A 23,872-nucleotide genomic window follows, 5' to 3' on the forward strand; every position below is an offset into this window, starting at 1 on the left:
ATATTAGGGTCATGAAACACGTGATCCTGTCCCTTTGCCTGATCGGTGCCACCCCTGCGTTGGCGCAGGAGGCTGACCCTGGCCCCTCGCTGATGGAGCGCGGCGTGCAGATGCTCATGGAAGGGTTGATGCGCGAAATGGAGCCTGCGCTGGAAGACCTGCAAGGGCTTGCCGAAGAATTTGGCCCGTCTTTGCAAGGGTTTATGCAGGAAATGGGGCCAGCTTTGCGCGACATTCTGAGCGATGTGCAGGACTGGAGCGTCTATGAAGCGCCCGAAATGCTCGACAATGGGGATATAGTCATCCGGCGCAAACCGAGCGAGGACGCACCTGTTGACCCGCCCATCGACCCAGACACGCAGATCGAAATCTAGCGGCGGCGCTGTTTGATCAGCACCTGCGCCTCAAGTGAGGCTGCCAGCGAATTCAACCGCGCCTCGGCCACCTCACCAAAGAGCGGCATCGCTTCGGCGGTGAGGTGCAATTCGAGGATTTTCTTTTTCGGGAACCAGCGGAATTCACCCCGCTCGGCATCCTTTTCCATCCACAGCATTGCGCCGAACCGCATCGCTTTGCCAACGATTTCCGCGTCTTTCTGCGTCCTTTCGTCAATTAGATCGTAAAGGTTTTCGAAATGGGTGCCTTCGCGCTTGTTCGTGTAACGGTGCAGCAGCGACAGGCCCAGAAAGATGCGTTCGGAGTGTTTCAGCCCGCCCAGGTTCGCCCGCGTGGCGTTGTCAAAACACACCTCGGCCCGGTAGTCGGGATGGGCGCGCCAGCTGACGTCATGCAGCAGACAGGCCGCCTTGATCAGCCGTTTGCGGTGGAACGGCGCAGATTTGAACAGCGGTTCGATGAATTGATACAGCAGCTTGCCAAAGCCCGGCACGCGCGCGTCTTTGGCCTCGGCAAAGCGGCAGGCTTCGATCAGGGGGTCGCGGTCGCGCAGGCGTTGGGGCATCTGTTCATAGAGCATCCCCTCGCGGATGCCGTAGCTCGATACCGCAATGTCCTTGGGGCTGAAGGATTTGACCAGCCGCGTCAGGACTTCGGTGGCCAAGGGCACCAGCGCCATCCGGGTCGAAGAGATGCCGCAAGCGCTGCGCAGGGCTTCGTGGTCTGGATGGTTGGCGATGAATTTTGCCGTCTGACGCACCGATTTGGGCGACATCCGGTATTCGTGCAGTACATGCAGCGGATATCCACGCCGGTGCATATCGACCCGTGCAATGGCCCGCCACGATCCGCCCACAAGGAACAGGCGGTCGCGCTGGACGCCCATTTGATCCTGGAGTTGCTGCATCGTCGCCTTGATATGCGCGGTGCGCCCCTTTTTGCCGCCTTTGAGTGTTTGCAGCTTGAGCGGGCCAAGGTCCGAAGTCTCGCGTCGCCCTACGATCCCGCCCGAGATTTCGGCCAGTTCCATGGACGATCCACCAATGTCGCAGACAAGGCCGTAAGAGCCCGGCCAGCCGAGCAATACGCCTTGCGCCGAAAGCCGCGCCTCTTCCCGCCCGTCGATCGTGCGCACATACAGCCCCGTTTCGCGTTTCACGTCGGCGCAGAATGCGGGTCCGTCGCTCGCGTCGCGCACGGCGGCGGTCGCAACGACAGTGAGGTCTGGCAGGCCCATCCCTTCGGCCAGCCGTTGAAAGCGGCGCAACGCGTTCAGCGCCCGCACGCGACCCTCGGGGTTGAGGTGCCCGGTGTCGGAGAGGCCCGCGCCCAAGGCGCACATGATCTTTTCGTTGTAAAAGTAGGCGGGGGACCGCGCCGCCCCGTTGAACACCACAAGCCGGACCGAGTTTGATCCCACATCGACGACCCCGACGCGGGCCAGCGCGCGCGCGGACGGGTCTTCAAACAGGGCACGCCCAAAGAGGCCCCCCTCGGCATGTGTCTCGACCAAAGCGTTCATGGACCCCCCGCGGTGCATGTCCCGCATCAGTGATGGACCAGCGGTGGGGTTGCGTCAATGCAGCTTCGTGCCGATGGGTGGCTCTGTTTCGGCGTTGCCGAAAGGCGCCCACCCGCCGACCCTTGGGGCTGCGCCCTTAATCTTCGGTATGGGTGAGTTTGGGCACATCCGAGGCCCCGGCTGATCCGCGCCCCGACAGCGAAGGGTTTTCCATGAAGAACCTATGGCAGTTGAAGGCGAACGTGCCTTCGGGCACGTCTGGCCGTGTAAAGGTGCCATCAGGTGCCATCACCCAGCTTTGGGCCACATCCGCGAGGTTGGCGGCCATGACCTGGCTCACGATCTGCGCCTTGACGGTCGCATTTTCGATTTCGATCAGCGTCTCGACGCGCCGGTTCAGGTTGCGCCCCATCCAGTCGGCGGAGGAGATAAACACCCGCGCCTTTTTGGACGGCAGGTCGTAGCCATTGCCGAAACAGACGATGCGGGAATGCTCTAGGAAGCGCCCCACGATGGATTTGACGCGGATATTGTCTGAAAATCCCTTGATCCCAGGCCGTAGTCCACAAATGCCGCGCACTACGAGACTGATTTTGACGCCCGCCTGACCGGCGGCATAAAGCGCGTCGATCACTTCGTCATCGATGATCGAGTTCATCTTGGCCCAGATGACCGCAGGTTCGCCGGCGCGGGCGTGATCTGCCTCGGCAGCGATCATTTCCAGCAGGCGCGGTTTCAGCGTCGTGGGCGAAATGGCGAGGTTGTCGAGGCCTTCGGGGGGCGCATAGCCCGACAGGTAGTTGAACACTTTGGTAGCGTCTCGTCCCAGTTTGGCGTCGCAGGTGAACAGCGACACATCCGTGTAGATGCGCGCGGTGATCGGGTGATAATTGCCCGTCCCGTAATGGGTGTAGGTCACCAGCGTCTTGCCCTCGCGCCGCACCACCGTGCTGATCTTGGCGTGGGTTTTGAGGTCGAGAAAGCCGTAGACCACATGTGCGCCTGCGCGCTCAAGGCGGCGGGATTGGCGGATGTTGGCGGCCTCGTCAAAGCGGGCTTTGAGTTCAACAAGGGCCGTCACCGACTTGCCGTCTTCTGCCGCCTCGCACAGCGCCTCGACGATAGGGGACTTTTTCGACGTGCGGTAAAGCGTCTGCTTGATCGCCACCACTTTGGGATCGCGCGCTGCCTGTTGGAGAAAGCGCACCACCATATCGAAGGTCTCGTATGGATGATGCAGCAGCATATCCTTTTGGCGGATGGCGGCCAGCATGTCGCCATCAAAGTCGGTGACCCGCTCGGGGACCCGGGGTTTAAACGGGGGCCAGAGCAGATCGGGGCGGTCATCGAGCACCAGTTCGCTAAGATCCGACAGGCCAATCATCCCGTCAACCTCGACCACTTCGGCCTCGCTCACACCGAGCTCTCCCATGATCACGGCCTTAAGCGTCTCGGGCGCGCCCGCCGAATGGGTCAGTCGGACAACTTCGCCCCGCTTGCGTCGTTTCAGGGCGACCTCAAATTCGCGCACGAGGTCTTCGGCTTCTTCCTCGACCTCAAGGTCGCTGTCGCGCAGCACGCGAAATTCGAAATGGGCCTTGAGCTGATAGCCTGGAAACAGGCTGGGGATGTTTAGGATCAGCAGCTCTTCGAGCGGAAGAAACCGGTGGCCCGGGCCGGGCAGCGCGATGAAACGGTCGATCTGGGCAGGGATCGGGAGCAAGGCTTGCAGCGAGCGTTTGTCCGATGTCCGCTCCATCTGCAAGGCGAGGGCATAGCCGGTGTTGGGAATGAACGGGAAGGGGTGTGCGGGGTCGATGGCAAGCGGTGACAGGACCGCGAACACTTGCGACAAAAACACATCTTCGAGAAAGGCAACGTCTTCGTCGGTCAGTTCATTGCGGCGCAGCACCGAAATCTCGTGCACTTCCATCGCGTCATGCAAGGCGACCAGCACGCGTTGCTGCGCCATCAGCAGGTTGCGTGCGTTTTCGTTGATCAGCACCAGTTGCTCGGCAGGGGTCAGCCCGTCAGCGGCGGGGGTCGTGTTGCCCGCAATCGCCAGCTCGCGCAGGCCTGCAACACGCACAGTGTAGAATTCATCGAGGTTTCCGGCGGAAATCGACAGGAACCGCAGCCGTTCCAGCAGCGGCACGCGCGGGTTTTCCGCCTCTTCCAGCACCCGCCAGTTGAAGCTGAGCCAGCTCAGTTCCCGGTTGAAAAACCGCCCCGGCCCGTCAGTGTCGATGTCAGGCAGCTCAATAGGCTCGGGAAACGGCGAGGACAGGAAATCTGCGTTTGTCATGCGGGGCTTATGCCGATCCGGTGTGAAGATTGAGTGACGGTTATCCCTCAGACTCCGCCGCTTTGTCCAGCAACTCAGCCGCGAGGGCCCGTGTGACGGCCTTTTTGCGCGCAAGGCTGGCCGCGTCCAGCCGGGCCACGATATCGCGCGCGGCGTCAAAGCTGCGCTCCATATGGGTGACGAGGTAGGGGATCACGTCGGGGCGCGGGTTCAACTGGCGATCCGCAAACAGCTTGGCCGTCACGGCGGCAAGCAGACGATCATCGGGCGCGTCAAGGGTGGCATGGCCCGCCGCGTCCACCCGGCTTTGCAGGTCCGGCAAGGTCAGCCGCCATAGGGCCGGGGCCAGCTTGCCGGTCATGAGCAGCGGCTGGCCTGCCGTTTGCAGCGCGTTGTGCAGGTGGAAGAGGGCGGTCTGGGCGTCCGGGTTTGCGGCAATTTCGTCCACGTCCTCGACCGCGAGGGGACTATCCGCGAGGCTGAGCACCGAGGCGTCTGTCAAGTCGGGCGCGGCGATGATCCGCGCGCCAGCATCGCAGGCCCACACATGGGTGAGGTGGGTTTTGCCCGACCCGGCTGGCCCGCTGAGCACCAGTTTGGGCGGCGTCCATGCGGCCCATCTGTCGATCATGGCGACCGCCACCGCGTTGGAGGGCGCGACCATAAAGTCATCCCGCCCAAGGGCTGTGCGCGCGGGCAGGTTCAGTCCCAGCTGTTCGGCCACGTGTCAATCCTCGGGGGGTGTGTCGGTCTGCGCCGAGGTGCCTTGATAGAGGCGGCTGTCTTTATACTGCTCGATGATGAACCGCACGATCACGCCCAGGGAGGCGGCGACGGGGACGGCCACCAGCATACCCACAAAGCCAAAGAGCGCGCCAAAGACCGACAGTGCAAGGATCAACCAAACGGGATGGAGGCCCACGCTCTCGCCCACAAGTTTGGGGGTCAGCACGTTGCCCTCAATCACCTGACCGACCATGAACACGCCCGCAACAGCCGCAATCCAGTGCCATTCACCCCAAAATTGGAACATGGCCAAACCAATGGCGAGCGCGCCACCGACAAGCGCGCCGACGTAAGGGATAAAGGTGAGCAGCCCAGCCACAAAGCCGACGACCAAGCCGAATTGCAGACCCACCAGCATCAGTGCAATGGCATAATAGCTGCCCAGGATCAGACAGACCGTGCCCATGCCTCGGATGAACCCGGCAAGGGTTGCATCGATCTCCGAGGCGAGGCGGCGAATGGTGGGGGCATGATCAAGCGGCAGAAGTGCGTCGACCCGCGCAATCATTCGATCCCAGTCGAGCAGCAGGTAGACGGCAACGACGGGCACGATCACGAACAGCACCACGACGTTGATCAGCCCTGCCGCCGAGGTCAGCGCAGAGTTCAGCAGCTGTCCGCCCCGCTCGGAAATGGTCTGCCCGATGGAGTTCAGCGACTGGCGCACGGTCGACCCTTCATCAAGCAGGCTTGGGAACTGTTCGGACAGGAACGTGCCGAAATCGCGGGCCAGCTTGGGGGCGACGTTGAAAAGCTGCACGGCCTGCTGCACCAGCGCAGGGATCACCAGCAGCGCAAGGATCACAAAGACGATGATGGCCGTGATCGTGATGATGGCGGTGGCCAGCGCCCGGCTGCATCCCCGGCTTTCGAGCCAATCGGCGACCGGGTCGAGGAAATAGGCAATCGCGGCCCCCAGAAAGAACGGCAAAAGCTGGTCGCCAAGCGCATAAAGCAGGACGAAAAAGATCGCAGCCGCGATCCCCCAATATTTGAACTGATCACTGACGGGCAGGGACATGGACGCCTCGGATGGTTGGTTGATGTGACAGATGCGGTGTTTTGGTCCGCGCTGCAAGTCCCCTGCGTCCTTGGGCGTGACCTTGCGGAGCACTGGCGCGCACGCTTTTTTGTTTGTGGCTTCGCCCTGGGGCTGCCGCGTCTTCGCCGGGAAGTGGTTGATCGCAGACAGGGCCGTTGCCCATGCCTGTGCTTTGTCCTAATCAGGGGCTCAAACCTGTCTGGGAGTGCATCACTTGCGTTTGAGCCGTTATTTTCTGCCCGTCTTGAAGGAAAACCCAAGCGAGGCGCAGATTGTCAGCCACCGCTTGATGCTGCGCGCTGGCATGATCAAGCAGGCCAGTGCCGGGATTTATTCCTGGCTGCCTTTGGGCTTCAAGGTGCTGCGCAAGATCGAGAATATCGTGCATGAAGAGCAGCAGCGCGCGGGCCACATGCCCATGCTGATGCCCACGATCCAGTCCGCCGACCTGTGGCGCGAGAGCGGCCGCTATGACGCTTACGGCGCGGAAATGCTCCGCTTCAAGGATCGCCATGAGCGCGACATGCTGTTCACCCCCACCGCCGAGGAGTTGATCACCGACATCTTCCGCGCGCATGTGGGCAGCTACAAGGATCTGCCCATGACCATGTATCAGATCCAATGGAAATTTCGCGACGAGATCCGCCCCCGCTTTGGCGTGATGCGGGGCCGCGAGTTCTTTATGAAGGACGGCTATAATTTCGATCTGACCAAGGAAGACGCGCTGCACGCCTATAACCGTCATCTTGTGAGCTACCTGCGCACCTATGAGCGGATGGGCCTGCAGGCGATCCCGATGCGCGCGGATTCCGGCCCCATCGGTGGCGACGACACTCACGAGTTCCTTGTGCTGGCCGAAACGGGCGAGAGTGAGGTGTTTTATGACAGCGCCGTCACCGATCTGAGTTTTGGGGATCGTGAGATCGACTATGATGATCATGCCCAATGTGCGGGCGTCATGGAGGAGTTCACGAACCTCTATGCCCGCACGGACGAAACCCATGACGAGGCCCTGTTCAACGCCATCCCCGAAGAACGCCGCCGGATCGCCCGTGGCATCGAGGTCGGTCAGATCTTCTATTTCGGGACCAAATATTCGGACGCTTTGAATGCCGTTGTTCAAGGCCCCGATGGCAAGCAGGTGCCGGTGCATATGGGCAGCCACGGCATCGGCGTGTCCCGCCTGCTTGGTGCGATCATCGAAGCCAGCCACGACGACAAGGGCATCATCTGGCCCGAGGGCGTGACCCCGTATCACTGTGGCATCGTGAACCTCAAACAGGGCGATGCAGAGGAGGACGGGGCCTGTGATGCGCTGTATCAAAGCCTTACGGCCCTTGGTCTCGAGCCGCTCTATGATGACCGCAATGAGCGTGCGGGGGGCAAGTTTGCCACGATGGACCTGATCGGGTTGCCCTGGCGCATCACGGTCGGACCGCGGGGCCTCAAGAACGGTGTGGTCGAGTTGACCTCGCGCCGTACGGGTCAAAGTGAGGAACTGCCACCCGAAGAGGCGGTGAAACGCGTGGCTGGGATCTACGCAGCCTTATGACGGGGCGCGCGCAATGATCTTGCGTGTTCTGGCCCTGATCGGTGGTCTGCTCGGCGGGGCCTCCGCCTCACAATTCCCCGAGTTTTCGCAGCAATACACGCAGCGCCTCGGCGGTGCGGTGGATGCACTTGCCGAGGTGGTGGCGGATTTCGACGCCTCGGCTACGGCGGCGGGGCTCAGCCGGGCTGAGGCGCTTGCGCAGATGCAGGGCACCCCGTTTCTGGAGCGGCGGCGGGCCGATATGACCCGCACATTTCAGCGCTATGACACGTTGCGCACCGATTTGCGGGTGCTGAATGATGCGGGTCCCTTCATGCGGGCCTATCACGGCGCGCGGATGACCGACGCGGATGTGGCCCGGGCCGCGATGCAGGCCTATCAACCGGCACTGCCACTGAATTTTGCAGGCGCAGTTTTTGCCGCGACAGGCTTTTTCGCAGGGCTGATCGTGACGTCGATCCTTTTGCGCGTGCTGGCGTGGCCCTTTTCCCGCCGATCCCGCCGCCCTCGCAGGGCTTGACGCGGACCGTCGGTGCCGCCACTTGTGGCCAAACCCCGAGCAGGAGCCGAAAATGGCCAGCCAAACCACCCCATTTGCCCCGTTTGAGTGGATGATCGCATGGCGCTATCTGCGCGCCCGCCGGGCTGAGGGCGGCGTCAGCACGATGACGTGGATCAGCCTGATCGGGATCACGCTCGCCGTTTTTGCGCTGATCGCAACGCTCGCCGTGCGTTCGGGCTTTCGTGCGGAATTTGTCGATACAATCCTCGGGGCCAATGCTCACGTCACCGTCTACCAAATCGGCGAAGTGACCGAGACGGGGCGCATTGATCGCACCATCGCGGACTACGAGGCGCGTGCTGCTGCATTGCGCGAGGTGACGGGTGTGACCCGGACCGCGCCTATCGTGCGCGGGCAAGTCATGGCGAACCTGCGCAGCCAGAACGCCGGCGTGCAGGTGTTCGGCATGAGTGCCGAGGACCTTGCCGGATTGCCCCGCATCGCCGATCCCGAGACATCCGAGGGGGACATCGCGCGTTTCGGTGAAGGGGTCGCCATCGGGTCAGGCGTGGCGCGCGAGTTGGGCGCGCAGGTCGGGGATCGGATCAAGCTGATCTCGCCCAATGGCGTGCGCACGGCTTTTGGCACCTCCCCGCGCATCAACGCCTACGAGGTCACCTATATCTTTTCCGCAGGGCGCTATGACATCGACCGGGTGCGGGTTTATCTCCCCCTGGCCGAGGCGCAGTCATTCTTTAACCGCGAAGGGGTGGTGGACGAGATTGAAGTCATGGTGGAAGAGCCCGAAGAGGTGGCGGACTACCTTGACGATATCCTGATGGTGGCCGGAGAGCGGGCGCAGGTCTGGACCTGGCGCGACGCCTCGGGCGGTTTCCTGCGCGCGCTCGAGGTCGAGGACAATGTGATGTTCATCATCCTGTCGATCCTTGTGCTGATTGCGGCCATGAACATCGTGTCGGGCCTGATCATGCTGGTCAAGAACAAGGGGCGCGACATCGGCATTCTGCGCACCATGGGCTTGACTGAAGGGTCGATCCTGCGCGTCTTTTTCATCTGCGGCGCATTCACCGGCATCATCGGTACGGCGATGGGGGTGATCCTGGGCTGCCTGTTCGCGATCTATATCGACCCGCTGTTTTCCTTCGTGAATTACGTGATGGGGGGCGGGGTTTGGGATCCGTCGATCAGAGGCATCTATGCCCTACCGGCCGAGTTGCACCTTGGCGACGTGCTGAGCGCGGTGGCGCTGTCACTGGGCCTCTCCTTTGTCGTGACCATCTTTCCGGCGCGCCGAGCGGCCCGGATGAACCCGGTTGAGGCGCTGCGTTATGAGTGATCCGGTTCTTGAGCTCAGCGACATCACCAAGACCTACAACAAGGGCGCACCGAACGCGGTGGACGTGCTGCTGGGAATCACGCTGGATGTGGCCCCGGGCGAGGTCGTGGCGCTGGTGGCCCCCTCTGGTGCGGGCAAATCCACGCTCCTGCACATTGCGGGGCTGCTGGACACGCCGGACACGGGCACAGTGGCGTTGTCGGGCCAGAACCTCACCGGGCAGTCGGATCGGCGGCGCACCTTGGCGCGGCGTGCGGATGTCGGGTTCATTTATCAATTCCACCACCTGCTGCCCGAGTTCTCTGCGCTGGAAAACATCGTCTTGCCGCAACTGAGTGCGGGTGTGTCCAAAGCGGAGGCCGAGACCCGAGCGACAGCGCTGCTCGACAAGGTCGGGGTGGCCCACCGTGCCCATCACCGCCCCGCCGAGTTGTCGGGCGGCGAACAACAACGGGTCGCCTTCTGCCGTGCATTGGCCAATGGGCCCAAGCTGCTGCTTGCCGACGAGCCGACCGGCAACCTTGATCCAACAACGTCCGATCAGGTGTTTGGCGCGCTGATGACACTGGTGCGTGACACCGGGCTGTCAGCGCTGATTGCGACCCATAATCTCGAACTGGCGGGGCGTATGGACCGGATTGTGCGCCTGGATGCAGGACGGCTGAGCGCGGGCTCCACCTGACGGAGCCTGTGGTCAACAAGGGCATCTCGGCTTTACCCTCTGTTAGGGATTCATAGTTAACCCATTCGCAAGAGGTTTGTAATGTCTGCACTTTTGACACTTTTGCTTGTCGGGTTCAGCCCGTTTATCGCCATTATCGACAAGTCCGACCCGTCGGATGGTCCCGACGACGAAGTGGCCGATGCGGACGCCCCCGAAAGCGTAACGCCAGAAACCGAGCCGTCGATCCCGGACCCGGCAGCGATGGGCGTGGCCCTGACCGGCAGTGAAGAAAACGAGATGCAGATCGGCACCGTGTTGAATGACACGCTGAGCGGTCTTGGCGGTGCGGACACCCAGACCGGCAATGCGGGCGATGACCTGATTGATGGGGGCGACGGCAATGATGTGCAAAGCGGCAACGCAGGTGACGATACGCTTGACGGAGGGCCTGGCGACGACGTGATGGATGGCGGTCTTGGCCAGGATATCCTGTTTGGCGGGGCGGGTGCGGACGCAATTGATGGCGCAAGCGGCAATGACACCTTGTCGGGTGGTGATGCGGCGGGGCCAATGGACGGCGCATCTGACACGCTTGACGGTGGGCCCGGCCAGGATGTCCTGATCCTGTCGGATACGGATCAGGGGATTGGCGGTCTGGCGGCGGATCGCTTTACCCTTGGCGTGGCCGAGACGGGGGCGATCACCATCATCGATTTCGACACGGACGAAGACGTGCTGGCCATCGAACAGGACCCCGATGATCCGGTGGCGGTCGACAGCCAGACGGTGACGCCGGACGGGTTGCTGATCACCTTCGATTCCGGCGCGACCGTCTTGCTTGAAGGGGTGAGCGCGCCGATTGATGTGGCCACCATCGATTTTGTCGATGTCGAGGATGATACGCCCGACGTTGTCACCTTCGAGGGCAATGACGGGGACGAAATCTTGGGTGCCCCGGCACCCGGCCAATCGTTGAATGCCGATCTGGCGGGCGGGGATGATGCAGCCACTGGCGGTGATGGCAACGACACGATTGAGGGCGGCACCGGTGCAGACACACTTACGGGCGGCGCGGGCAATGATATCCTGTTTGCCACCAGTGCGGATACGACCGAAGCGTCTGATACGGATGTCGACAGTCTTGAGGGCGGTCTGGGCGACGACACGCTGGTTCTGGGCACGGCGGATATTGCCGATGGCGGAGCCGGGGCGGATACGTTTGTTTTGCGTCAGGATGTCAGCGACACAGTGACCATAGGCGACTTTGATGCTGCGCTTGATGCATTGGTGGTCGAGGCGGATGATACGGGCACTGTCTCGGTGACGGGCCAAGAGGTCGTGGCCGCCGGTCTGCTGATCACGCTCAGCACAGGCGGTGTGATCGAGTTGCGCGGCCAGACAGTGGCGCTTGACCCCGACGACATACGCATCGAGAGCCCCGGAACGTCCAGCGCGGCTTGACGGGTGCCCATCCTTTTGCTCTGACTGTGCGTCGCGGCCATCGCCGCCAGGGACGAGCAGCGCATGACACAAATCACTTCGGCAGAGATTGAACGGACCGTGCAGGCCGCATTGATGGGGCACGGGGCCGGGGCCTTTGCCGCGGCCGAGGTGGCCCGGGCCGTGGCGCGTGCCGAAGCGGCGGGCAACCGCATCTGTGGCCTCTACTACCTCGAAAGCTACTGCCAGCAGCTTGAGACGGGGCGGGTACAGGGCGACGTGGTCCCTGTTGTGACCGCGCCCCGCCCGGCAACGGTTCATGTGGATGCGCTGATGGGATTTGCGCAACCGGCCTTTGCCTACGGGCTGGCCCCGGCGCTTGATGCTGCGCGCCAGTTCGGGGTGGCCACACTGGCGGTGGGTCATGCGCATACCTGCACGTCCTTGGGCTATTTCACCGAGCAGATTGCGCGCGCGGGTATGATCGGGCTCGGGATGACCAACGCCTCGCCCATTGTGGCTCCCCCGGGGGGGAAGACCCGCATGATCGGGACCAACCCCATCGCCTTTTCCGTACCGGACGGAGAGGGTGGCCTCGCCATGCAGTTTGACCAGTCCACAACGACCGTGGCCTTGGGCAAGATCACTATGGCCAAGGCGGCAGGCCAGCCCATCCCGCTTGGCTGGGCGCTGGACAAGGACGGCGCGCCCACAACCGACCCCGAGGCGGCATTGGCAGGATCGCTGGTGTCGATGGGGGGGTACAAAGGCTGGGGCTTTGGGCTGATGGCCGAACTGTTGACCGCAGGGCTGGCAGGTGGCGTGCTGAGCCGTGATGTCAAACCGCTCAAAGCGCCTGACGGGCCGCCCCATAATCTGGGCCAGTTCTATGTCCTGATCGACCCAAGCACGTCCGGCGTGTTCACGGACCGGGTTGCGCAGCTGACGGAGATGGTGGGTGAGGACGAAGGCGCACGCCTGCCCGGTCAGAACCGGGTCCTGGCTGATCCGATCGAGCTTGATCCCGCCGCATGGGAACAGGCGCAGGCATTGGCAGCCAAAAACGCCTGAGGCGCTAGGCCTGCTGCGTCAGCCAGACTCCCGCCGCCATCATCGCGATACCTGCAATCCGAGCAGCACCAAGGGCTGTTGCCTGCGCACCGAACAGTCCGAAATGATCAATGGCGGCGGCACTGATCAACTGCCCGAGCAACACAAAGAACACCGCATTGCCGATCCCGAAATGGGGGGCGATATAGGTGATCGACAGCACGTAAAACGCGATCAGCGCACCGGCCAGAAACAGATGCTTGGGCGCCTCTGCCAGCCGCACAAGGCCCTGAGCGCCGGTGGCTGCAAATACAATGCCCGATGTGGTCAGCGCGACGAGAAACAGGACGGTTGCAGCCGCCGCAGGACTGCCAAGGCGCACCCCAAGGGCCGCGTTCAACGCCGCCAGGATCGGAATGCCGATCCCGGCCAGCAGCATGATCATCGCATAATGCGCCATCGTTCCCCTTTCTTCGCAGTGGCGGACGACACGTCCGCCTTACGGTCTCTATCCACAGATGCCGTCCAATTCGACCCCGTCCCAGGGCAGGCGCACGTCTTGCTGGCGCGATTGGGGCAGGGGGGCCACGGGCATGGCCCTGGCGATCAGGGCGTGCAGCCGTTTGGTTCGCGGGGCCTGCGGGGCCAGCGCACGACAGCAAACGAATTCTTCTACGATGGAGCCTTGCTGCTCGAACCCAAAGTCGCCGAACACCCGGTCTTCGGCGATATCAAAGAGGTACGGATCCGCCCCGATCTGATGCTCACGCGCGGCCCTGAGGGGGGAGTATCCGGTGGTCTTGCGGTTTTGCCACTGCCACACATGTGTCAGCTCGTGGGCCAGCAACATCGCGGCAATCAGATTGATCTCGTCGGGGTAGTCGGGCACGTAATCGTCCAGATACCAATCCTCATCGAACAGCACCGTGCGCCACAAGGCGACAGCCGCCGGCTTGGCTGTGACGATTTCGGAGGTGGGCGGGGGCAGGATCAATTCGCGGCAAGTCGTGCGGGGCCGGGCCTTGCGCCGAAAGGTGACGGCGCGCGTGGGGGCCCCGTCCACGATCCGCACCTTGTCGACGTTCAGCGCGTCCCCGTGGATGGTCGCCGAAAAGGCCCGTTCAGTCTCGGTCAGGGGGCGGCCACAGCTCACCAGAAGTGTCAGGATAAGGAACGCGCGCAAAAACATGGCCCCAGTAGGGGGCAGATCGGGACGGGGATCAAGTCGCGAATGCGTGTTTCTAGTCGGGCACCGCAAAGGTGGCCGTGGCCAGCGCCACCGCCTTGCCCATCGGCAACGCGCTGAGGGTGCAGCGGGCAAAGATCAGCGCCCGACCTGCGCGGGTGATCTCGGCCTCTGCCAGGATCGTATCGCCCGTCGCAGGGCGCAGGAACTGGGTGTCGAGCGTAACGGTCGCCACCGGGGCCAACCGCCCCAGATGCACCGCCGTGGCCAGGACCATCGCAGTATCCGCCATCGCGGTCAGCGCCTGACCCGACACGATCCCGCCCACCCGGGCGATTTCGGGCGTAATCGGCATATCCAGCGTCACCCCGTCGGGGCCTGCATCATGCACGGTCGGGGCCAACGCGAGGACCCACGGCGCAAAATTGTCCTCAAGAAAGTGTTGTATATCAGGTACGTCCATCATGGGGGCACCATGACGCCAAGCGACGGCGCTGACAAGATGTCGCGGCCCCGTGAACAGAGGTGAAGAAAGCGGGGTTTATGTGTCAGAGCGTCGCACCCACCTGTTCTTCATGATCGCAGGGGATGGCCCCCGCGGCACACACCGCAGGCCCCGGTTCAGACAACAGGGCCTGCTTGGAAAGGAAAAGACCGATGGAAAAAGTAATCATTCCGACCGTGTTTGGATTTGCCGCCATGATGAGCCTGTGGGCCGTGGTTGGCGTCGTGGCCTGAGGGTCCGACCAAAGGTTTCGCGTTGCTGGTGCCTGGACGTCCCGGCGTGCGAAAACAGCGGCGGCGGAGGGTCCTTCCGGTTCCCTCATCAGAGTTGGACCCCCGCCGCCATACCGTTGCCCCTGAATTGCCCCGCTTTGGTAAATGATCGTTAACGTTGGTGGTGGCATACCGAGCCTCGATGACACGCTGGTCGTTGTCATCCTAGTTTGGTGGAGAGTTTGAGCGGAGGCGAAAGCCTTCGCTTTTCTTCTTGAATTGCAGTTTAAACCAAGCTGCTGTTTTGTTGTTGAAGGCCATGGTTTAGTTAGCTATTTGGATCCGGTGGACACGCCAATCGATACTTCGCTTTTGCTTCAACTATATGCTTGGCCAGGCTATGATTTCTGGGGAGTGTTGCTTGCATTAGTAGGTTTTTCAGCCTCGGTTCTATTTTCGCGGTCAGCAAATTCGTCCGCAAAAGCAGCAAGGTTGGCCGCTGAGAACGCGTGGCAATCGTTTGGAGTAGTTGACGCAACTGGGCGACTGGGTGTTGTTCAGAAAAGTTTGACGGAAATCCGTTTGCGGGCTGAGCGAGGTGAATGGAGCCAAGCCTCCGAAAGTTGTGAGTCGGTCCGCATAGCAGTTGCAACACACTTAACCTCAGAAAGACTATCCCTTTCGGAGGAAGCTAAGAAAAGCCTAACAGGATTACAGAGCCAGATGGCTACACTTCAAAAAACAGCAAACGAAATTTTGCATAACCAAGCCGATTACGATCTTGTAAAGATTAAGACCATCTTGTCTAAACTTTCCGAAAGTGTCGCGAAGGTACTGACTGAGCTTCAAGAAAAGTTGGAGAGAAACTGATGTCCGAAAAGTGGGTTCAATTGGTCGACAGAGTGCTGGATTTGACAAACGCCGGAAAATTAGAATGGCAAGAGACCTCAGATTCTGACATCTATCAAGTTGTTCTTGGTAAGAATGTACTGGATTTTGAGTCTGAGATGTTTGGTAATGGGTATAGTTTTAAGTTGCGGGGCCCCCATGGCAATATTGTTGAAAGTTTCTCAGCAAATGAGTTAACAGATATTTCCAACAAGAACTATTTTGATGCTTCGCAAAAATTAGTAACTCTCATTGAGCGGCAGATATCTGGAAAAGATCAATTGCTGGACGAAGTAATTGCAGAGCTTGACAAATTTAGGGACAAATTTTAGCTAAACATCCAACTCCTCCACAAACCGCGCGTTTTCCTGAATGTACTGAAACCGCATCTCCGGTTTCTTGCCCATCAGCCGCTCGACCAGATCGCCCGTCTCGCCCGGTTCGTCTTCGTCAATCGACACCCGGATCAGTTTGCGGGTGGCGGGGTTCATGGTGGTGTCTTTCAGATCCTTCGCGTCCATCTCGCCCAGACCCTTGAAGCGGGACACGTCGATGCGCCCCTTGCCGCCCAGGCCCGTCTCCATCAGCGCATTCTTTTCTGCCTCGTCGATGCAATAGACCCGGCGCGCGCCTTGCGTCAGGCGGAACAGGGGCGGGCAGGCCAGATATAAGTGTCCGGCATCAATCATGGGCCGCATCTGGGTATAGAAAAACGTCATCAGCAGGGCCGCGATATGCGCGCCGTCCACATCCGCATCCGTCATGATGATGACCTTTTCGTAGCGCAGGTCATCGACATTGAACTTCGCCCCCAGACCAACGCCAAGGGCCTGGGTCAGATCGGAAATCTCGGCGTTGGAGCCCAGTTTCGAGGACGCCGCCCCGAGCACGTTCAGGATCTTGCCGCGCAGGGGCAGCAGGGCTTGGGTCTTGCGGTCCCGCGCCATCTTGGCCGATCCACCCGCGCTGTCACCCTCGACGATGAACAATTCGGTCCCTTCGCGAGTCTTGGACGAACAATCGGTCAGCTTGCCGGGCAGGCGCAGCTTTTGCGTGGCCGTCTTGCGCGAGGTTTCCTTTTCCTGACGTCTGCGCAGCCGTTCTTCGGCCCGCAGCACCAGAAAGTCGAGGATGGCTCCGGCGGATTTCGTATCCGCCGCCAGCCAGTTGTCGAAATGGTCACGGACCGAGTTTTCGACCATGCGTTGTGCATCGACCGTGGCCAGCCGGTCCTTGGTCTGGCCCACGAATTCGGGTTCGCGGATGAAGCACGACACCAGCGCGCCGGCCCCCGTGGTCAGGTCTTCGCGCGTGATCGTGCTGGCCTTCTTGTTGTTCACCAACTCACCGTAAGCCTTGATGCCCTTGAGGATCGCGGCCCAGAACCCGGCCTCGTGGGTGCCGCCTTCGGGTGTGGGTACGGTGTTGCAATAGGATTGGATGAAGCCGTCGCGCGCGGGCGTCCAGTTGATCGCCCATTCGACCTTGCCCGGCACTTTGAACTTCTCGAAGCTGACCGCCCCGGCGAAAGGTGCGTCGGCATAAGTGGTCGCGCCTGCCATCACTTCGTTCAGGTAGTCGGCAAGCCCGCCGGGGAAGTGAAACGTCGCCTCCTGCGGGGTTTCGTCGTCGTTGATCGCCGTCTTCCAACGGATTTCGACGCCCGAGAACAGGTAGGCCTTGGAGCGGGCCATCTTGAACAGGCGGGCCGGTTTCAGCTTGAGCGAGCCAAAGATGTCCGCATCGGGGTGGAAGGTGACGGCAGTACCGCGCCGATTGGGGGCGGCGCCGATCTTGGCGAGCGGAGCCTGCGGCACGCCGCGCGAAAACTCCATCGCGTAAAGCTCTCGGTTGCGCGCGACCTCGACCCGCAAATGATCCGACAGCGCGTTCACCACGGACGAGCCGACGCCGTGCAGACCGCCGGACGTCTCGTATGAGTCGCCCGAGAATTTGCCGCCCGCATTCAAGGTGCAAAAGATGATCTCGAGCGCGGATTTCGTCGGATCCTTGGGGTGCGGATCGGTGGGGATGCCGCGCCCGTTGTCGCGCACAGAGACATGCCCGTTCTCGTGCAACTCGACCTCGATCCATGTGGCGTGGCCCGCGACCGCTTCGTCCATGGAGTTGTCGATGATCTCGGCGACCATGTGGTGCAGCGCACGGTCGTCCTTGCCCCCGATATACATGCCCGGGCGCAGGCGCACATGTTCCATATCCTCGAGCACCTGGATCGAGGATGCGTCATAGTCGGAAGGGCTCGGTGTCCCGCTCAACAGGTCAGGCATGGCAGCTGCTCTTTTTATCGTTGGTTGGTGCAACTATGCCAGAGCAGCGGGGCCGGGGGAAGTGGGGATGGGCCCTTAACTCTCGGGCCAGCGTTTGCCCAGATGCCCGCCGGTTTGCTGTTCGTCTATGACGCGCTGGTAGTGCGGCATGCTGTGGTCGGGCCCGAACACGGATGTGCGCGCACGGGCGCGGTGAACCTTGCCCATATGGTGAAACGAGCCGGGCAGGTTGCACACGTTGTCATCATCCCGGTTGATGCACAGGCACAGATGCGAGTGTTTGATAGGGCCCTGGCTGCGTCGGGGACGGGGGGCGGCAAAGCCGATGCCCGGCACGCCGTAGGTGCGCACAAGGATCTGTGTGGCCGCCGCACCAAGCGAGTGCCCGATGATATATTTGGGCAGCAGCCGTTCGCGTTCGAGCCAGGCAAAGATCACCTGCGCATGGCGCAGAAACCCCTGGTGCCAGATGGTGCCGGAGGCGCCCTGCTCGGTATCCTCGTCGTTCAGGCGGTACTTCTTCCCTCCGATATTGAGGACGCGCAGGTTGAATTTGAGGTAATCCGCCACCGAGTTCGAGCCCGGGATCAGCAGAATGTCCCCCTTTAGGAACAGCGCCTGCACGTCGTCCTGATCCAGCTCCTTGCGCAGGGCGGTCGCGATAGAGGCGTGGTTGCGTCCGTCATAGGAGGCGCGGGCCATTTTTGCGGCCAGACCGATATCGTAACTGTGTGCCATGTGAATACGTCCATTTGGAATGCGCGACCACTATGGCGCGAAACGGGTCATTGGCAAAGCGAAAGCCTCAAGGGTGCCAGCCGCGTACCAACCGGGCCACCTGATCGGGCTGTTGATGCAAGACCCAGTGATCGGCGCCCGGAATTGTTTTGCGCGTCAGGTCGGGCGCAAACTCTTCCAGCCCTTCGGTCGAAACCGGCAGCAGTGCCGTGTCCCCATCCCCCCAGATCAGCAGATGGGGGCACTGGACGCGTAGCCGGTCCAGCGGCAGGGGCGGCATGTCGACGGGCTGACCGGGGTCGGCCACGATCAGCGGCGAGGCGCGATACCAGTTGATCATGCCGCGCAGGCCCGATTGTCGCCAGATCGCCTTTTGCGCCTCGAGCCTGTCGCCGGCCAGCCACGACATATCCATCTTGGCTGAAAACAGCTGTAGCAGCTTGGCATGATCATCCGCCGTCAACGCGTCTTCAGAGCCGGGGGCGCGCAGGTAGTTGATGTATTGCGACGCCGCCGATTGCGCGCCCCCTGCTGCCATCGCCCGTTGGAAAGGTACGGGATGGACGCCGTTTGCGATGATCAGACGCTCCACCAGATCGGGCCGAACCATCGCGAGCCCGTAAGCGACCGAGGCCCCCCAATCGTGGCCCATCACGGTGATCGGGCCGTCAGAGCCGATCAGCGCCGCCATGTCCCCGACCAGTTTCGAGGTGGTATAAGCAGCCACGTCATCGGGCGCATAGCTTGCCCCATAGCCGCGTTGGTCGGGCGCGATGCAATGAAACCGGTCTGACAAACGCAGGGCCAAGTCGTCCCACGCGCCACCATATTCTGGAAAGCCGTGCAACATCAAAAGCTTGGGCAGGCCGGGATCGCCCCATTCGCGGATGGTGAAGGCGTTGCCGTCAAGGGTTTGCTGCGTGACCAGCATCATTCGTTGCGCTGTTTGGTTTCAAACCGCAACCCTTTGGCCGTGCGCGGCGCGAAGCCGGTCCAATAGGTGTGATCCTCGGTCTGCGCGCCATTGTCATCGAGGGCGACAACCCCGTCATCCGCATCCGGCACAAGGTCAAAGAATGCGGCTTTGTCCGCATCCCCTTTCAGGTGCAGGTCCATAAAGGCTGTCGCAAAGTGCTGTGCGATATTGTTCATCCGCGTCGTGTCCCAGACCGCATCGCCGTAGTGATCGAACGTGGTCGTCCCTGTTGCCTCTGACACCTCCCAGCTTTCGGCGGGCGCAGGCATCGGGGCGGCGGCATTGTGGTTGGCGTGATCAAAGGTCAGCAGGTGCCGCGCAGTGCCTACGGCCCCGTCGAAAATCCCACGGATCGCGTCATAGATCGACACGTCATCCGCACCGCCGGCCATCAGCATCGTGGGCACACGCAGGCCAGCCAGCCCCTCGGCATCCCAAAAGCCTGCATTGTTGCCCCAGGGCCCGATGGCGATGACTGCCTTGATCCGCGGATCCATAAGCGCTTCGTGGGTGTCCGACATGGCCACATGCTGTTCCAGCAGGCTCGCAGGCGCGCCCCAACTGAATTCGGTCGAGGCTTGGGTAACGCCCGCCCCGCCAAAGATCAGCGCGCCGTAGCCCCCCATCGAATAGCCGATCACGCCCGTGGAGGAGGCGTCGATGATCGCGCCAAGCGGCCCCTCAAGCGTGGCCATATGCTCGACCACAAATGCCTGATCCAGCGGGCGGTTCAGCAGGGTCGACCCGAATGCGCCCTGATCGGCATAGGTGCTGTCCGTGTGGTCAATCGAGACGGTCACGTATCCTTTCGAGGCGAGGTTTTCGCCCAGATGGCTCATCAGGTAGCGGTTGCCGGGATAACCGTGGCTGATCACGATCAGCGGAAACTGCGCATCTTCGGCGGGTGCTGCGTCGCGCGCTGCCCGGCCCGTCAGGGTCACTTGCGTGACGCCGTCCCGCAGGTTGGCCCTATATGTGCCCCCCTGCGCTGTGCCAAGCGCTGCGGGATACCAGACCTCAAGCGTCAGCGGACGCTCGTAACGGGGCACGTCCTTTCCATCGACATTCAGCACATCAATCGCGTCCGGAATGCTGGTGCGCAGCGTTTGCACCCCGATTGGAAACAGACCGAAAGCCGCAAGCTCGGGCGCGTCAGGCCGGATCTGGTCAATGGGGTTGGCCAGCGCGGCCGGGGCCACAAGGGACAATGTGGCAGCAACGGCGAGGGCGGATTTGCGGGTCATGTTGAGGGTCCTTTTGGTCGGCATCTTGGAAACTGGAGAACGGACACAACGCGAGACAACAGATTACACGACCACTGTGACAGAGCAGCGGGCGGGATCAAGCGGTTACGGATCATCCCTTGGGCCGCGCGAATTCCGCCGCTGCGTCAATCTGGGGCTTGAGCGTGGCGGGCCTGCCGCCTACATCTTTGCCATGCGCATGCTTTCCAGTCTCACCTTGGCCGCGGCCCTTGGCACCATACCCGTCGTGGCCTCCGCCCACCCCCACGTCTTTGTGGACACGACCTTGCGCGTTGTGACCAGTGCGGATGGCATGCTTGAGGGGATCGAGGTCAGCTGGACCTATGATGACTTTTATTCGCTATTGCTGTTCGCCGATCTGGGGCTTGATCAGGACGGCGACAGCCGGTTGCGCCCCGACGAGGTGCGCCGTTTGGATGGGTTCGATCTGCAATGGATCGACGGGTTCGAGGGTGACGCCTATCTCTTGCGGGATGGCGCGCCGGTCGAACTTGGTCGCCCGGAAGGGCGCGGCACCTCAGTGGCGGACGGTCGCATCACCAGCACACATTTTCGCCCCGTCTCGGGGCGTGCGGATGGTGTGGTGATCCGGGCCTATGATCCGACATTCTACACAGCCTATACGCTGGTCGGCCCCGTGGTCGTCGATGGCCCCTGTGAGGCCGAGGTGATCCCCGTGGATCTCGATGCGGCCTATTCGCTGGCCGAAGAGCTGCTTTATGGCGGCGATTACGATCCCGAAACCGAAGAGTACCCGCCAGTGGGCGAAGCCTTTGCCGACACTGTGACCCTGTCATGCGCGGGCTAAAGACCGGGGTCCTGGCGGTCGGCGCAGCCCTGTTAATCTGGCTGTTTGCGTTTGGCGGAATAAGCGACATCGGCACATGGGCCGCCGCGCAGCAGCGCGAAACCCAGAATGCACTGGCCGGTGGTTTGCGGGCCGTACGGGCGGGAGAGCCGGGGGCATGGGCCGCGCTGATGGGGCTGTGTGCTGCCTACGGATTTTTTCATGCGGCGGGGCCGGGCCACGGCAAATTGGTGATCGGCGGATATGGCGCTGCGGCGCGGGTGACGGCGTGGCGGCTGTCGGGCTTGGCGCTGGCCTCCTCGCTGGCGCAGGCGCTCACGGCCATCGTTCTGGTCGCGCTTGGGGCGTTTGTGCTGGGATGGGGTCGGGTCCAGATGACCGAGACAACGGAACTGGTCCTTGCGCCTGCCAGCTACGCCGCCATCGCGCTGGTCGGGATCTGGCTGCTGGTGCGCGGGGTGCGCCGTGTGGTCGCGATCAAACCGCCCACCCATGACATTGACGATGACGGTCATTGCCACACTTGCGGTCATGCCCATGCGCCCACCCCCGAGGAGGCCGCAAATGTCACATCTTTGCGCGATGCGCTTGCCATTGTCGGCTCCATCGCCATTCGGCCCTGCACGGGGGCGGTGTTCCTGCTGATCCTGTGTTTTGGTCTTGGCATCCCGTGGGCCGGTATTGCTGGGGCCTTTGTGATGGGGCTGGGCACGGCCAGCGTCACTGTGCTGGTTGCGCTGGCTGCAGTTGGTGCGCGCCAGTCCGTTCTGGCGGATTGGACCGGGCCCGGTGCGGCGCGGGCGATGGCGATGATCGAGGTGGTTGCCGGTGGTCTGATCACGCTCGTCGCGTTGATGCTGTTGCTGCCCTTGATCTGACGACGCGCAGTCCAAGGGCGGCATCCCGTCCCCCTCGGGCAGACAGGGGCTTTCTTTGCATAAAAAGCAGGCGTAAGGGTTGGGCATGTCCACCCGTTTCATGTCCTATTCCGCCCATGCGAGGGCCGTCCTTGTCCTTGGCCTGCCGCTGATTGGCGGGCATTTGGGGCAGGTGGCCATTGGCGTGACCGACACGGTGATGCTGGGATGGTACGGGGTGGACGAGCTGGCCGCCCAGACCATGGCGGGGTCGTGGTTTTTTGTGCTGTTCCTGATGGGGTCGGGCTTTGCATGGGCGGTGATGCCGATGGTCGCGTCCTATCATGCGGAGGGCGACGAGGTGAACCTGCGCCGCGCCACGCGCATGGGGCTATGGCTGAGCCTTGGCTTTGCCGCCCTGTCGATGCCGTTGATGATCTGGTCAGAACCGATCCTGCTGGCCCTTGGGCAGACCGAGCAGGTGGCCCGGGACGGGGCCGCCTATCTGATGATCGCAGGATGGGGGATCATCCCGGCGCTGATCATCATGACCTTCAAAAGCTATCTGGCCGCGCTGGAGCGCACGCAGATCGTGCTGTGGATCACGCTTGTGGGGGCGCTGGCCAATGCGCTGGCCAACTACGCCTTTATCTTTGGCAATTGGGGCGCGCCCGAGATGGGGATTGCGGGGGCGGCTGTTGCCTCTCTTGTGACCCAAGGTGTGATGCTGGTCGGCATCGTGGGTTATGCCGTGGTGATCCTGCCCGAACATGGCATTCTCAACCGGCTGTGGCGTCCTGATTGGGAGATGCTGGGCCGTGTGTTCCGCCTCGGCTGGCCCATTGGCCTGACGAACCTGAGCGAGGTGGGTCTGTTTGCCGCCTCGGCGATGATGATGGGCTGGTTGGGGACCATTCCGCTGGCGGCGCATGGGATCGCGCTGCAACTGGCTTCGATCACCTTTATGGTGCATCTGGGGCTGTCTAATGTGGCCACGATCCGGGCGGGCAATGCCTATGGGCATGGCGACCTCGCCCATATGGTGCGCGGTGCGCGGATGGTGATTGCGATGAGCCTTGCGATGGCATTGATGACCATCGTGTTGTTTGTGGTCGTGCCCGAGCCTTTGATCGCGCTGTTTATGAAAAGTGACGAACCGGCCAAGGCGCAGATTCTGGCCATCGGTGTTGCGCTGATGGCGCTGGCGGCGCTGTTCCAGCTTGTGGACGGGGCGCAGGTGGTGGCCCTGGGGCTGTTGCGCGGGGTGCAGGACACCAAGGTGCCGATGATCCTTGCGGGTGTGTCCTATTGGCTGGTGGGCATGCCAGCCTCTTACGTGCTTGGATTTGTTCTGGGCTGGGAGGGTGTGGGCATCTGGCTGGGCCTTGTGCTGGGACTGGCCTGTGCCGGCGTGGCGCTGATGTACCGCTTTTGGCAGGTGTCCTTGCCCCGGCTTGAGCGGACGTCCGGGACGGACGCTGTTTCCGTCCCCTGAACGGGGCCGCAAAGACGCCCCGCCCGCCGTCCCAAGCG

23 protein-coding genes are annotated in these 23,872 nt (G+C 62.0%); 12 read left to right on the top strand and 11 right to left on the bottom strand.

The window, feature by feature from the left end:
• The first annotated feature begins 11 nt into the window (after positions 1-11).
• On the top strand, positions 12-374 hold the full coding sequence (locus tag Q0908_RS07715) for a hypothetical protein (RefSeq protein WP_299282578.1): 363 nt from the start codon (positions 12-14) through the stop codon (positions 372-374).
• Here the strand turns inward: Q0908_RS07715 and Q0908_RS07720 are convergent.
• The 4 genes from Q0908_RS07720 to Q0908_RS07735 all read right to left on the bottom strand — a co-directional run bounded on the left by Q0908_RS07720 (position 371) and on the right by Q0908_RS07735 (position 6,030).
• A complete protein-coding gene (locus tag Q0908_RS07720; RefSeq protein ID WP_299282581.1) occupies positions 371-1,918 on the bottom strand; it encodes a Ppx/GppA family phosphatase in 1,548 nt (515 codons plus the stop codon). The two genes, Q0908_RS07715 and Q0908_RS07720, sit on opposite strands and share 4 nt — an antisense overlap.
• Positions 1,919-2,054: 136 nt before the next feature.
• Positions 2,055-4,223: an RNA degradosome polyphosphate kinase gene (locus tag Q0908_RS07725; protein ID WP_299282584.1), complete on the bottom strand. Its 2,169-nt coding sequence runs from the start codon at positions 4,221-4,223 to the stop codon at positions 2,055-2,057.
• Between the two features lie 40 nt (positions 4,224-4,263).
• Positions 4,264-4,947 (bottom strand): DnaA/Hda family protein, encoded by a 684-nt coding sequence (locus Q0908_RS07730; protein ID WP_299282587.1) that lies wholly within the window; start codon positions 4,945-4,947, stop codon positions 4,264-4,266.
• Between the two features lie 3 nt (positions 4,948-4,950).
• Positions 4,951-6,030, bottom strand: a complete 1,080-nt coding sequence (locus tag Q0908_RS07735; RefSeq protein WP_299283148.1) for an AI-2E family transporter — start codon at positions 6,028-6,030, stop codon at positions 4,951-4,953.
• Between the two features lie 235 nt (positions 6,031-6,265).
• Between Q0908_RS07735 and proS the strand changes: the two genes are divergently transcribed.
• From proS to Q0908_RS07765, 6 genes are all read left to right on the top strand, one after another.
• Positions 6,266-7,603: a proline--tRNA ligase gene (proS, locus tag Q0908_RS07740; protein WP_299282590.1), complete on the top strand. Its 1,338-nt coding sequence runs from the start codon at positions 6,266-6,268 to the stop codon at positions 7,601-7,603.
• Positions 7,604-7,616: 13 nt separating this feature from the next.
• Positions 7,617-8,123, top strand: a complete 507-nt coding sequence (locus Q0908_RS07745) for a DUF2937 family protein (protein ID WP_299282593.1) — start codon at positions 7,617-7,619, stop codon at positions 8,121-8,123.
• 52 nt (positions 8,124-8,175) lie between these two features.
• A complete protein-coding gene (locus Q0908_RS07750) occupies positions 8,176-9,462 on the top strand; it encodes a lipoprotein-releasing ABC transporter permease subunit (protein ID WP_299282596.1) in 1,287 nt (428 codons plus the stop codon).
• Positions 9,455-10,144, top strand: a complete 690-nt coding sequence (locus Q0908_RS07755) for an ABC transporter ATP-binding protein (RefSeq protein WP_299282599.1) — start codon at positions 9,455-9,457, stop codon at positions 10,142-10,144. Before Q0908_RS07750 ends, Q0908_RS07755 begins: the two co-directional genes overlap by 8 nt.
• Before the next feature lie 81 nt (positions 10,145-10,225).
• Complete coding sequence (locus Q0908_RS07760; RefSeq protein WP_299282602.1) at positions 10,226-11,587, top strand: calcium-binding protein; 1,362 nt, start codon at positions 10,226-10,228, stop codon at positions 11,585-11,587.
• Positions 11,588-11,650: 63 nt separating this feature from the next.
• On the top strand, positions 11,651-12,637 hold the full coding sequence (locus tag Q0908_RS07765; RefSeq protein ID WP_299282606.1) for an Ldh family oxidoreductase: 987 nt from the start codon (positions 11,651-11,653) through the stop codon (positions 12,635-12,637).
• A gap of 4 nt (positions 12,638-12,641) precedes the next feature.
• On the opposite strand, the gene Q0908_RS07770 is transcribed toward Q0908_RS07765, so the two are convergent.
• The 3 genes from Q0908_RS07770 to Q0908_RS07780 are packed head-to-tail and all read right to left on the bottom strand — an operon-like array spanning position 12,642 to position 14,268.
• Entirely contained in the window at positions 12,642-13,076 is a 435-nt protein-coding gene (locus Q0908_RS07770; protein ID WP_299282609.1) for a DMT family transporter, read from the bottom strand.
• A gap of 48 nt (positions 13,077-13,124) precedes the next feature.
• Positions 13,125-13,805, bottom strand: a complete 681-nt coding sequence (locus tag Q0908_RS07775; RefSeq protein WP_299282612.1) for a hypothetical protein — start codon at positions 13,803-13,805, stop codon at positions 13,125-13,127.
• Between the two features lie 52 nt (positions 13,806-13,857).
• A complete protein-coding gene (locus Q0908_RS07780) occupies positions 13,858-14,268 on the bottom strand; it encodes a PaaI family thioesterase (RefSeq protein ID WP_299282613.1) in 411 nt (136 codons plus the stop codon).
• A gap of 530 nt (positions 14,269-14,798) precedes the next feature.
• On the opposite strand from Q0908_RS07780, the gene Q0908_RS07785 reads away from it, so the two are divergent.
• Both Q0908_RS07785 and Q0908_RS07790 read left to right on the top strand, forming a co-directional pair.
• Positions 14,799-15,389 carry a hypothetical protein gene (locus tag Q0908_RS07785; protein WP_299282615.1) on the top strand — a complete coding sequence of 197 codons (591 nt, stop codon included), beginning with the start codon at positions 14,799-14,801 and terminating at the stop codon, positions 15,387-15,389.
• Positions 15,389-15,739: a hypothetical protein gene (locus Q0908_RS07790; RefSeq protein WP_299282618.1), complete on the top strand. Its 351-nt coding sequence runs from the start codon at positions 15,389-15,391 to the stop codon at positions 15,737-15,739. The genes Q0908_RS07785 and Q0908_RS07790 overlap by 1 nt, the downstream gene beginning before the upstream one ends.
• On the opposite strand, the gene Q0908_RS07795 is transcribed toward Q0908_RS07790, so the two are convergent.
• The 4 genes from Q0908_RS07795 to Q0908_RS07810 form a co-directional block, all read right to left on the bottom strand.
• Entirely contained in the window at positions 15,740-17,695 is a 1,956-nt protein-coding gene (locus Q0908_RS07795; RefSeq protein WP_299282621.1) for a DNA topoisomerase IV subunit B, read from the bottom strand.
• 75 nt (positions 17,696-17,770) lie between these two features.
• Positions 17,771-18,433: a hypothetical protein gene (locus Q0908_RS07800; protein ID WP_299282623.1), complete on the bottom strand. Its 663-nt coding sequence runs from the start codon at positions 18,431-18,433 to the stop codon at positions 17,771-17,773.
• A gap of 67 nt (positions 18,434-18,500) precedes the next feature.
• Positions 18,501-19,367: an alpha/beta fold hydrolase gene (locus tag Q0908_RS07805; protein ID WP_299282626.1), complete on the bottom strand. Its 867-nt coding sequence runs from the start codon at positions 19,365-19,367 to the stop codon at positions 18,501-18,503.
• Positions 19,364-20,653 carry a dienelactone hydrolase gene (locus Q0908_RS07810; protein ID WP_299282628.1) on the bottom strand — a complete coding sequence of 430 codons (1,290 nt, stop codon included), beginning with the start codon at positions 20,651-20,653 and terminating at the stop codon, positions 19,364-19,366. The genes Q0908_RS07805 and Q0908_RS07810 overlap by 4 nt, the downstream gene beginning before the upstream one ends.
• On the opposite strand from Q0908_RS07810, the gene Q0908_RS07815 reads away from it, so the two are divergent.
• The 3 genes from Q0908_RS07815 (at position 20,652) to Q0908_RS07825 (ending at position 23,834) form a co-directional block, all read left to right on the top strand.
• A complete protein-coding gene (locus tag Q0908_RS07815; RefSeq protein WP_299282631.1) occupies positions 20,652-21,482 on the top strand; it encodes a DUF1007 family protein in 831 nt (276 codons plus the stop codon). The two genes, Q0908_RS07810 and Q0908_RS07815, sit on opposite strands and share 2 nt — an antisense overlap.
• Positions 21,470-22,360, top strand: coding sequence for a hypothetical protein (locus Q0908_RS07820; RefSeq protein WP_299282634.1), 891 nt, complete (start codon positions 21,470-21,472; stop codon positions 22,358-22,360). The genes Q0908_RS07815 and Q0908_RS07820 overlap by 13 nt, the downstream gene beginning before the upstream one ends.
• A gap of 85 nt (positions 22,361-22,445) precedes the next feature.
• Complete coding sequence (locus tag Q0908_RS07825; RefSeq protein ID WP_299282636.1) at positions 22,446-23,834, top strand: MATE family efflux transporter; 1,389 nt, start codon at positions 22,446-22,448, stop codon at positions 23,832-23,834.
• The last annotated feature ends 38 nt before the right edge of the window (positions 23,835-23,872 follow it).

It is taken from the genome of uncultured Tateyamaria sp., assembly GCF_947494755.1.
Lineage (GTDB): Bacteria > Pseudomonadota > Alphaproteobacteria > Rhodobacterales > Rhodobacteraceae > Tateyamaria.

Bases quoted from the DNA above. Each gene is read 5' to 3' on its own strand.
- Q0908_RS07715 (WP_299282578.1), top strand. From the start codon at position 12: ATGAAACACGTGATCCTGTCCCTTTGCCTGATCGGTGCCACCCCTGCG.
- Q0908_RS07720 (WP_299282581.1), bottom strand. From the start codon at position 1,918: ATGAACGCTTTGGTCGAGACACATGCCGAGGGGGGCCTCTTTGGGCGT.
- Q0908_RS07725 (WP_299282584.1), bottom strand. From the start codon at position 4,223: ATGACAAACGCAGATTTCCTGTCCTCGCCGTTTCCCGAGCCTATTGAG.
- Q0908_RS07735 (WP_299283148.1), bottom strand. From the start codon at position 6,030: ATGTCCCTGCCCGTCAGTGATCAGTTCAAATATTGGGGGATCGCGGCT.
- Q0908_RS07745 (WP_299282593.1), top strand. From the start codon at position 7,617: ATGATCTTGCGTGTTCTGGCCCTGATCGGTGGTCTGCTCGGCGGGGCC.
- Q0908_RS07750 (WP_299282596.1), top strand. From the start codon at position 8,176: ATGGCCAGCCAAACCACCCCATTTGCCCCGTTTGAGTGGATGATCGCA.
- Q0908_RS07755 (WP_299282599.1), top strand. From the start codon at position 9,455: ATGAGTGATCCGGTTCTTGAGCTCAGCGACATCACCAAGACCTACAAC.
- Q0908_RS07760 (WP_299282602.1), top strand. From the start codon at position 10,226: ATGTCTGCACTTTTGACACTTTTGCTTGTCGGGTTCAGCCCGTTTATC.
- Q0908_RS07765 (WP_299282606.1), top strand. From the start codon at position 11,651: ATGACACAAATCACTTCGGCAGAGATTGAACGGACCGTGCAGGCCGCA.
- Q0908_RS07770 (WP_299282609.1), bottom strand. From the start codon at position 13,076: ATGGCGCATTATGCGATGATCATGCTGCTGGCCGGGATCGGCATTCCG.
- Q0908_RS07775 (WP_299282612.1), bottom strand. From the start codon at position 13,805: ATGTTTTTGCGCGCGTTCCTTATCCTGACACTTCTGGTGAGCTGTGGC.
- Q0908_RS07780 (WP_299282613.1), bottom strand. From the start codon at position 14,268: ATGATGGACGTACCTGATATACAACACTTTCTTGAGGACAATTTTGCG.
- Q0908_RS07790 (WP_299282618.1), top strand. From the start codon at position 15,389: ATGTCCGAAAAGTGGGTTCAATTGGTCGACAGAGTGCTGGATTTGACA.
- Q0908_RS07795 (WP_299282621.1), bottom strand. From the start codon at position 17,695: ATGCCTGACCTGTTGAGCGGGACACCGAGCCCTTCCGACTATGACGCA.
- Q0908_RS07800 (WP_299282623.1), bottom strand. From the start codon at position 18,433: ATGGCACACAGTTACGATATCGGTCTGGCCGCAAAAATGGCCCGCGCC.
- Q0908_RS07805 (WP_299282626.1), bottom strand. From the start codon at position 19,367: ATGATGCTGGTCACGCAGCAAACCCTTGACGGCAACGCCTTCACCATC.
- Q0908_RS07815 (WP_299282631.1), top strand. From the start codon at position 20,652: ATGTTGAGGGTCCTTTTGGTCGGCATCTTGGAAACTGGAGAACGGACA.
- Q0908_RS07810 (WP_299282628.1), bottom strand. From the start codon at position 20,653: ATGACCCGCAAATCCGCCCTCGCCGTTGCTGCCACATTGTCCCTTGTG.
- Q0908_RS07820 (WP_299282634.1), top strand. From the start codon at position 21,470: ATGCGCGGGCTAAAGACCGGGGTCCTGGCGGTCGGCGCAGCCCTGTTA.
- Q0908_RS07825 (WP_299282636.1), top strand. From the start codon at position 22,446: ATGTCCACCCGTTTCATGTCCTATTCCGCCCATGCGAGGGCCGTCCTT.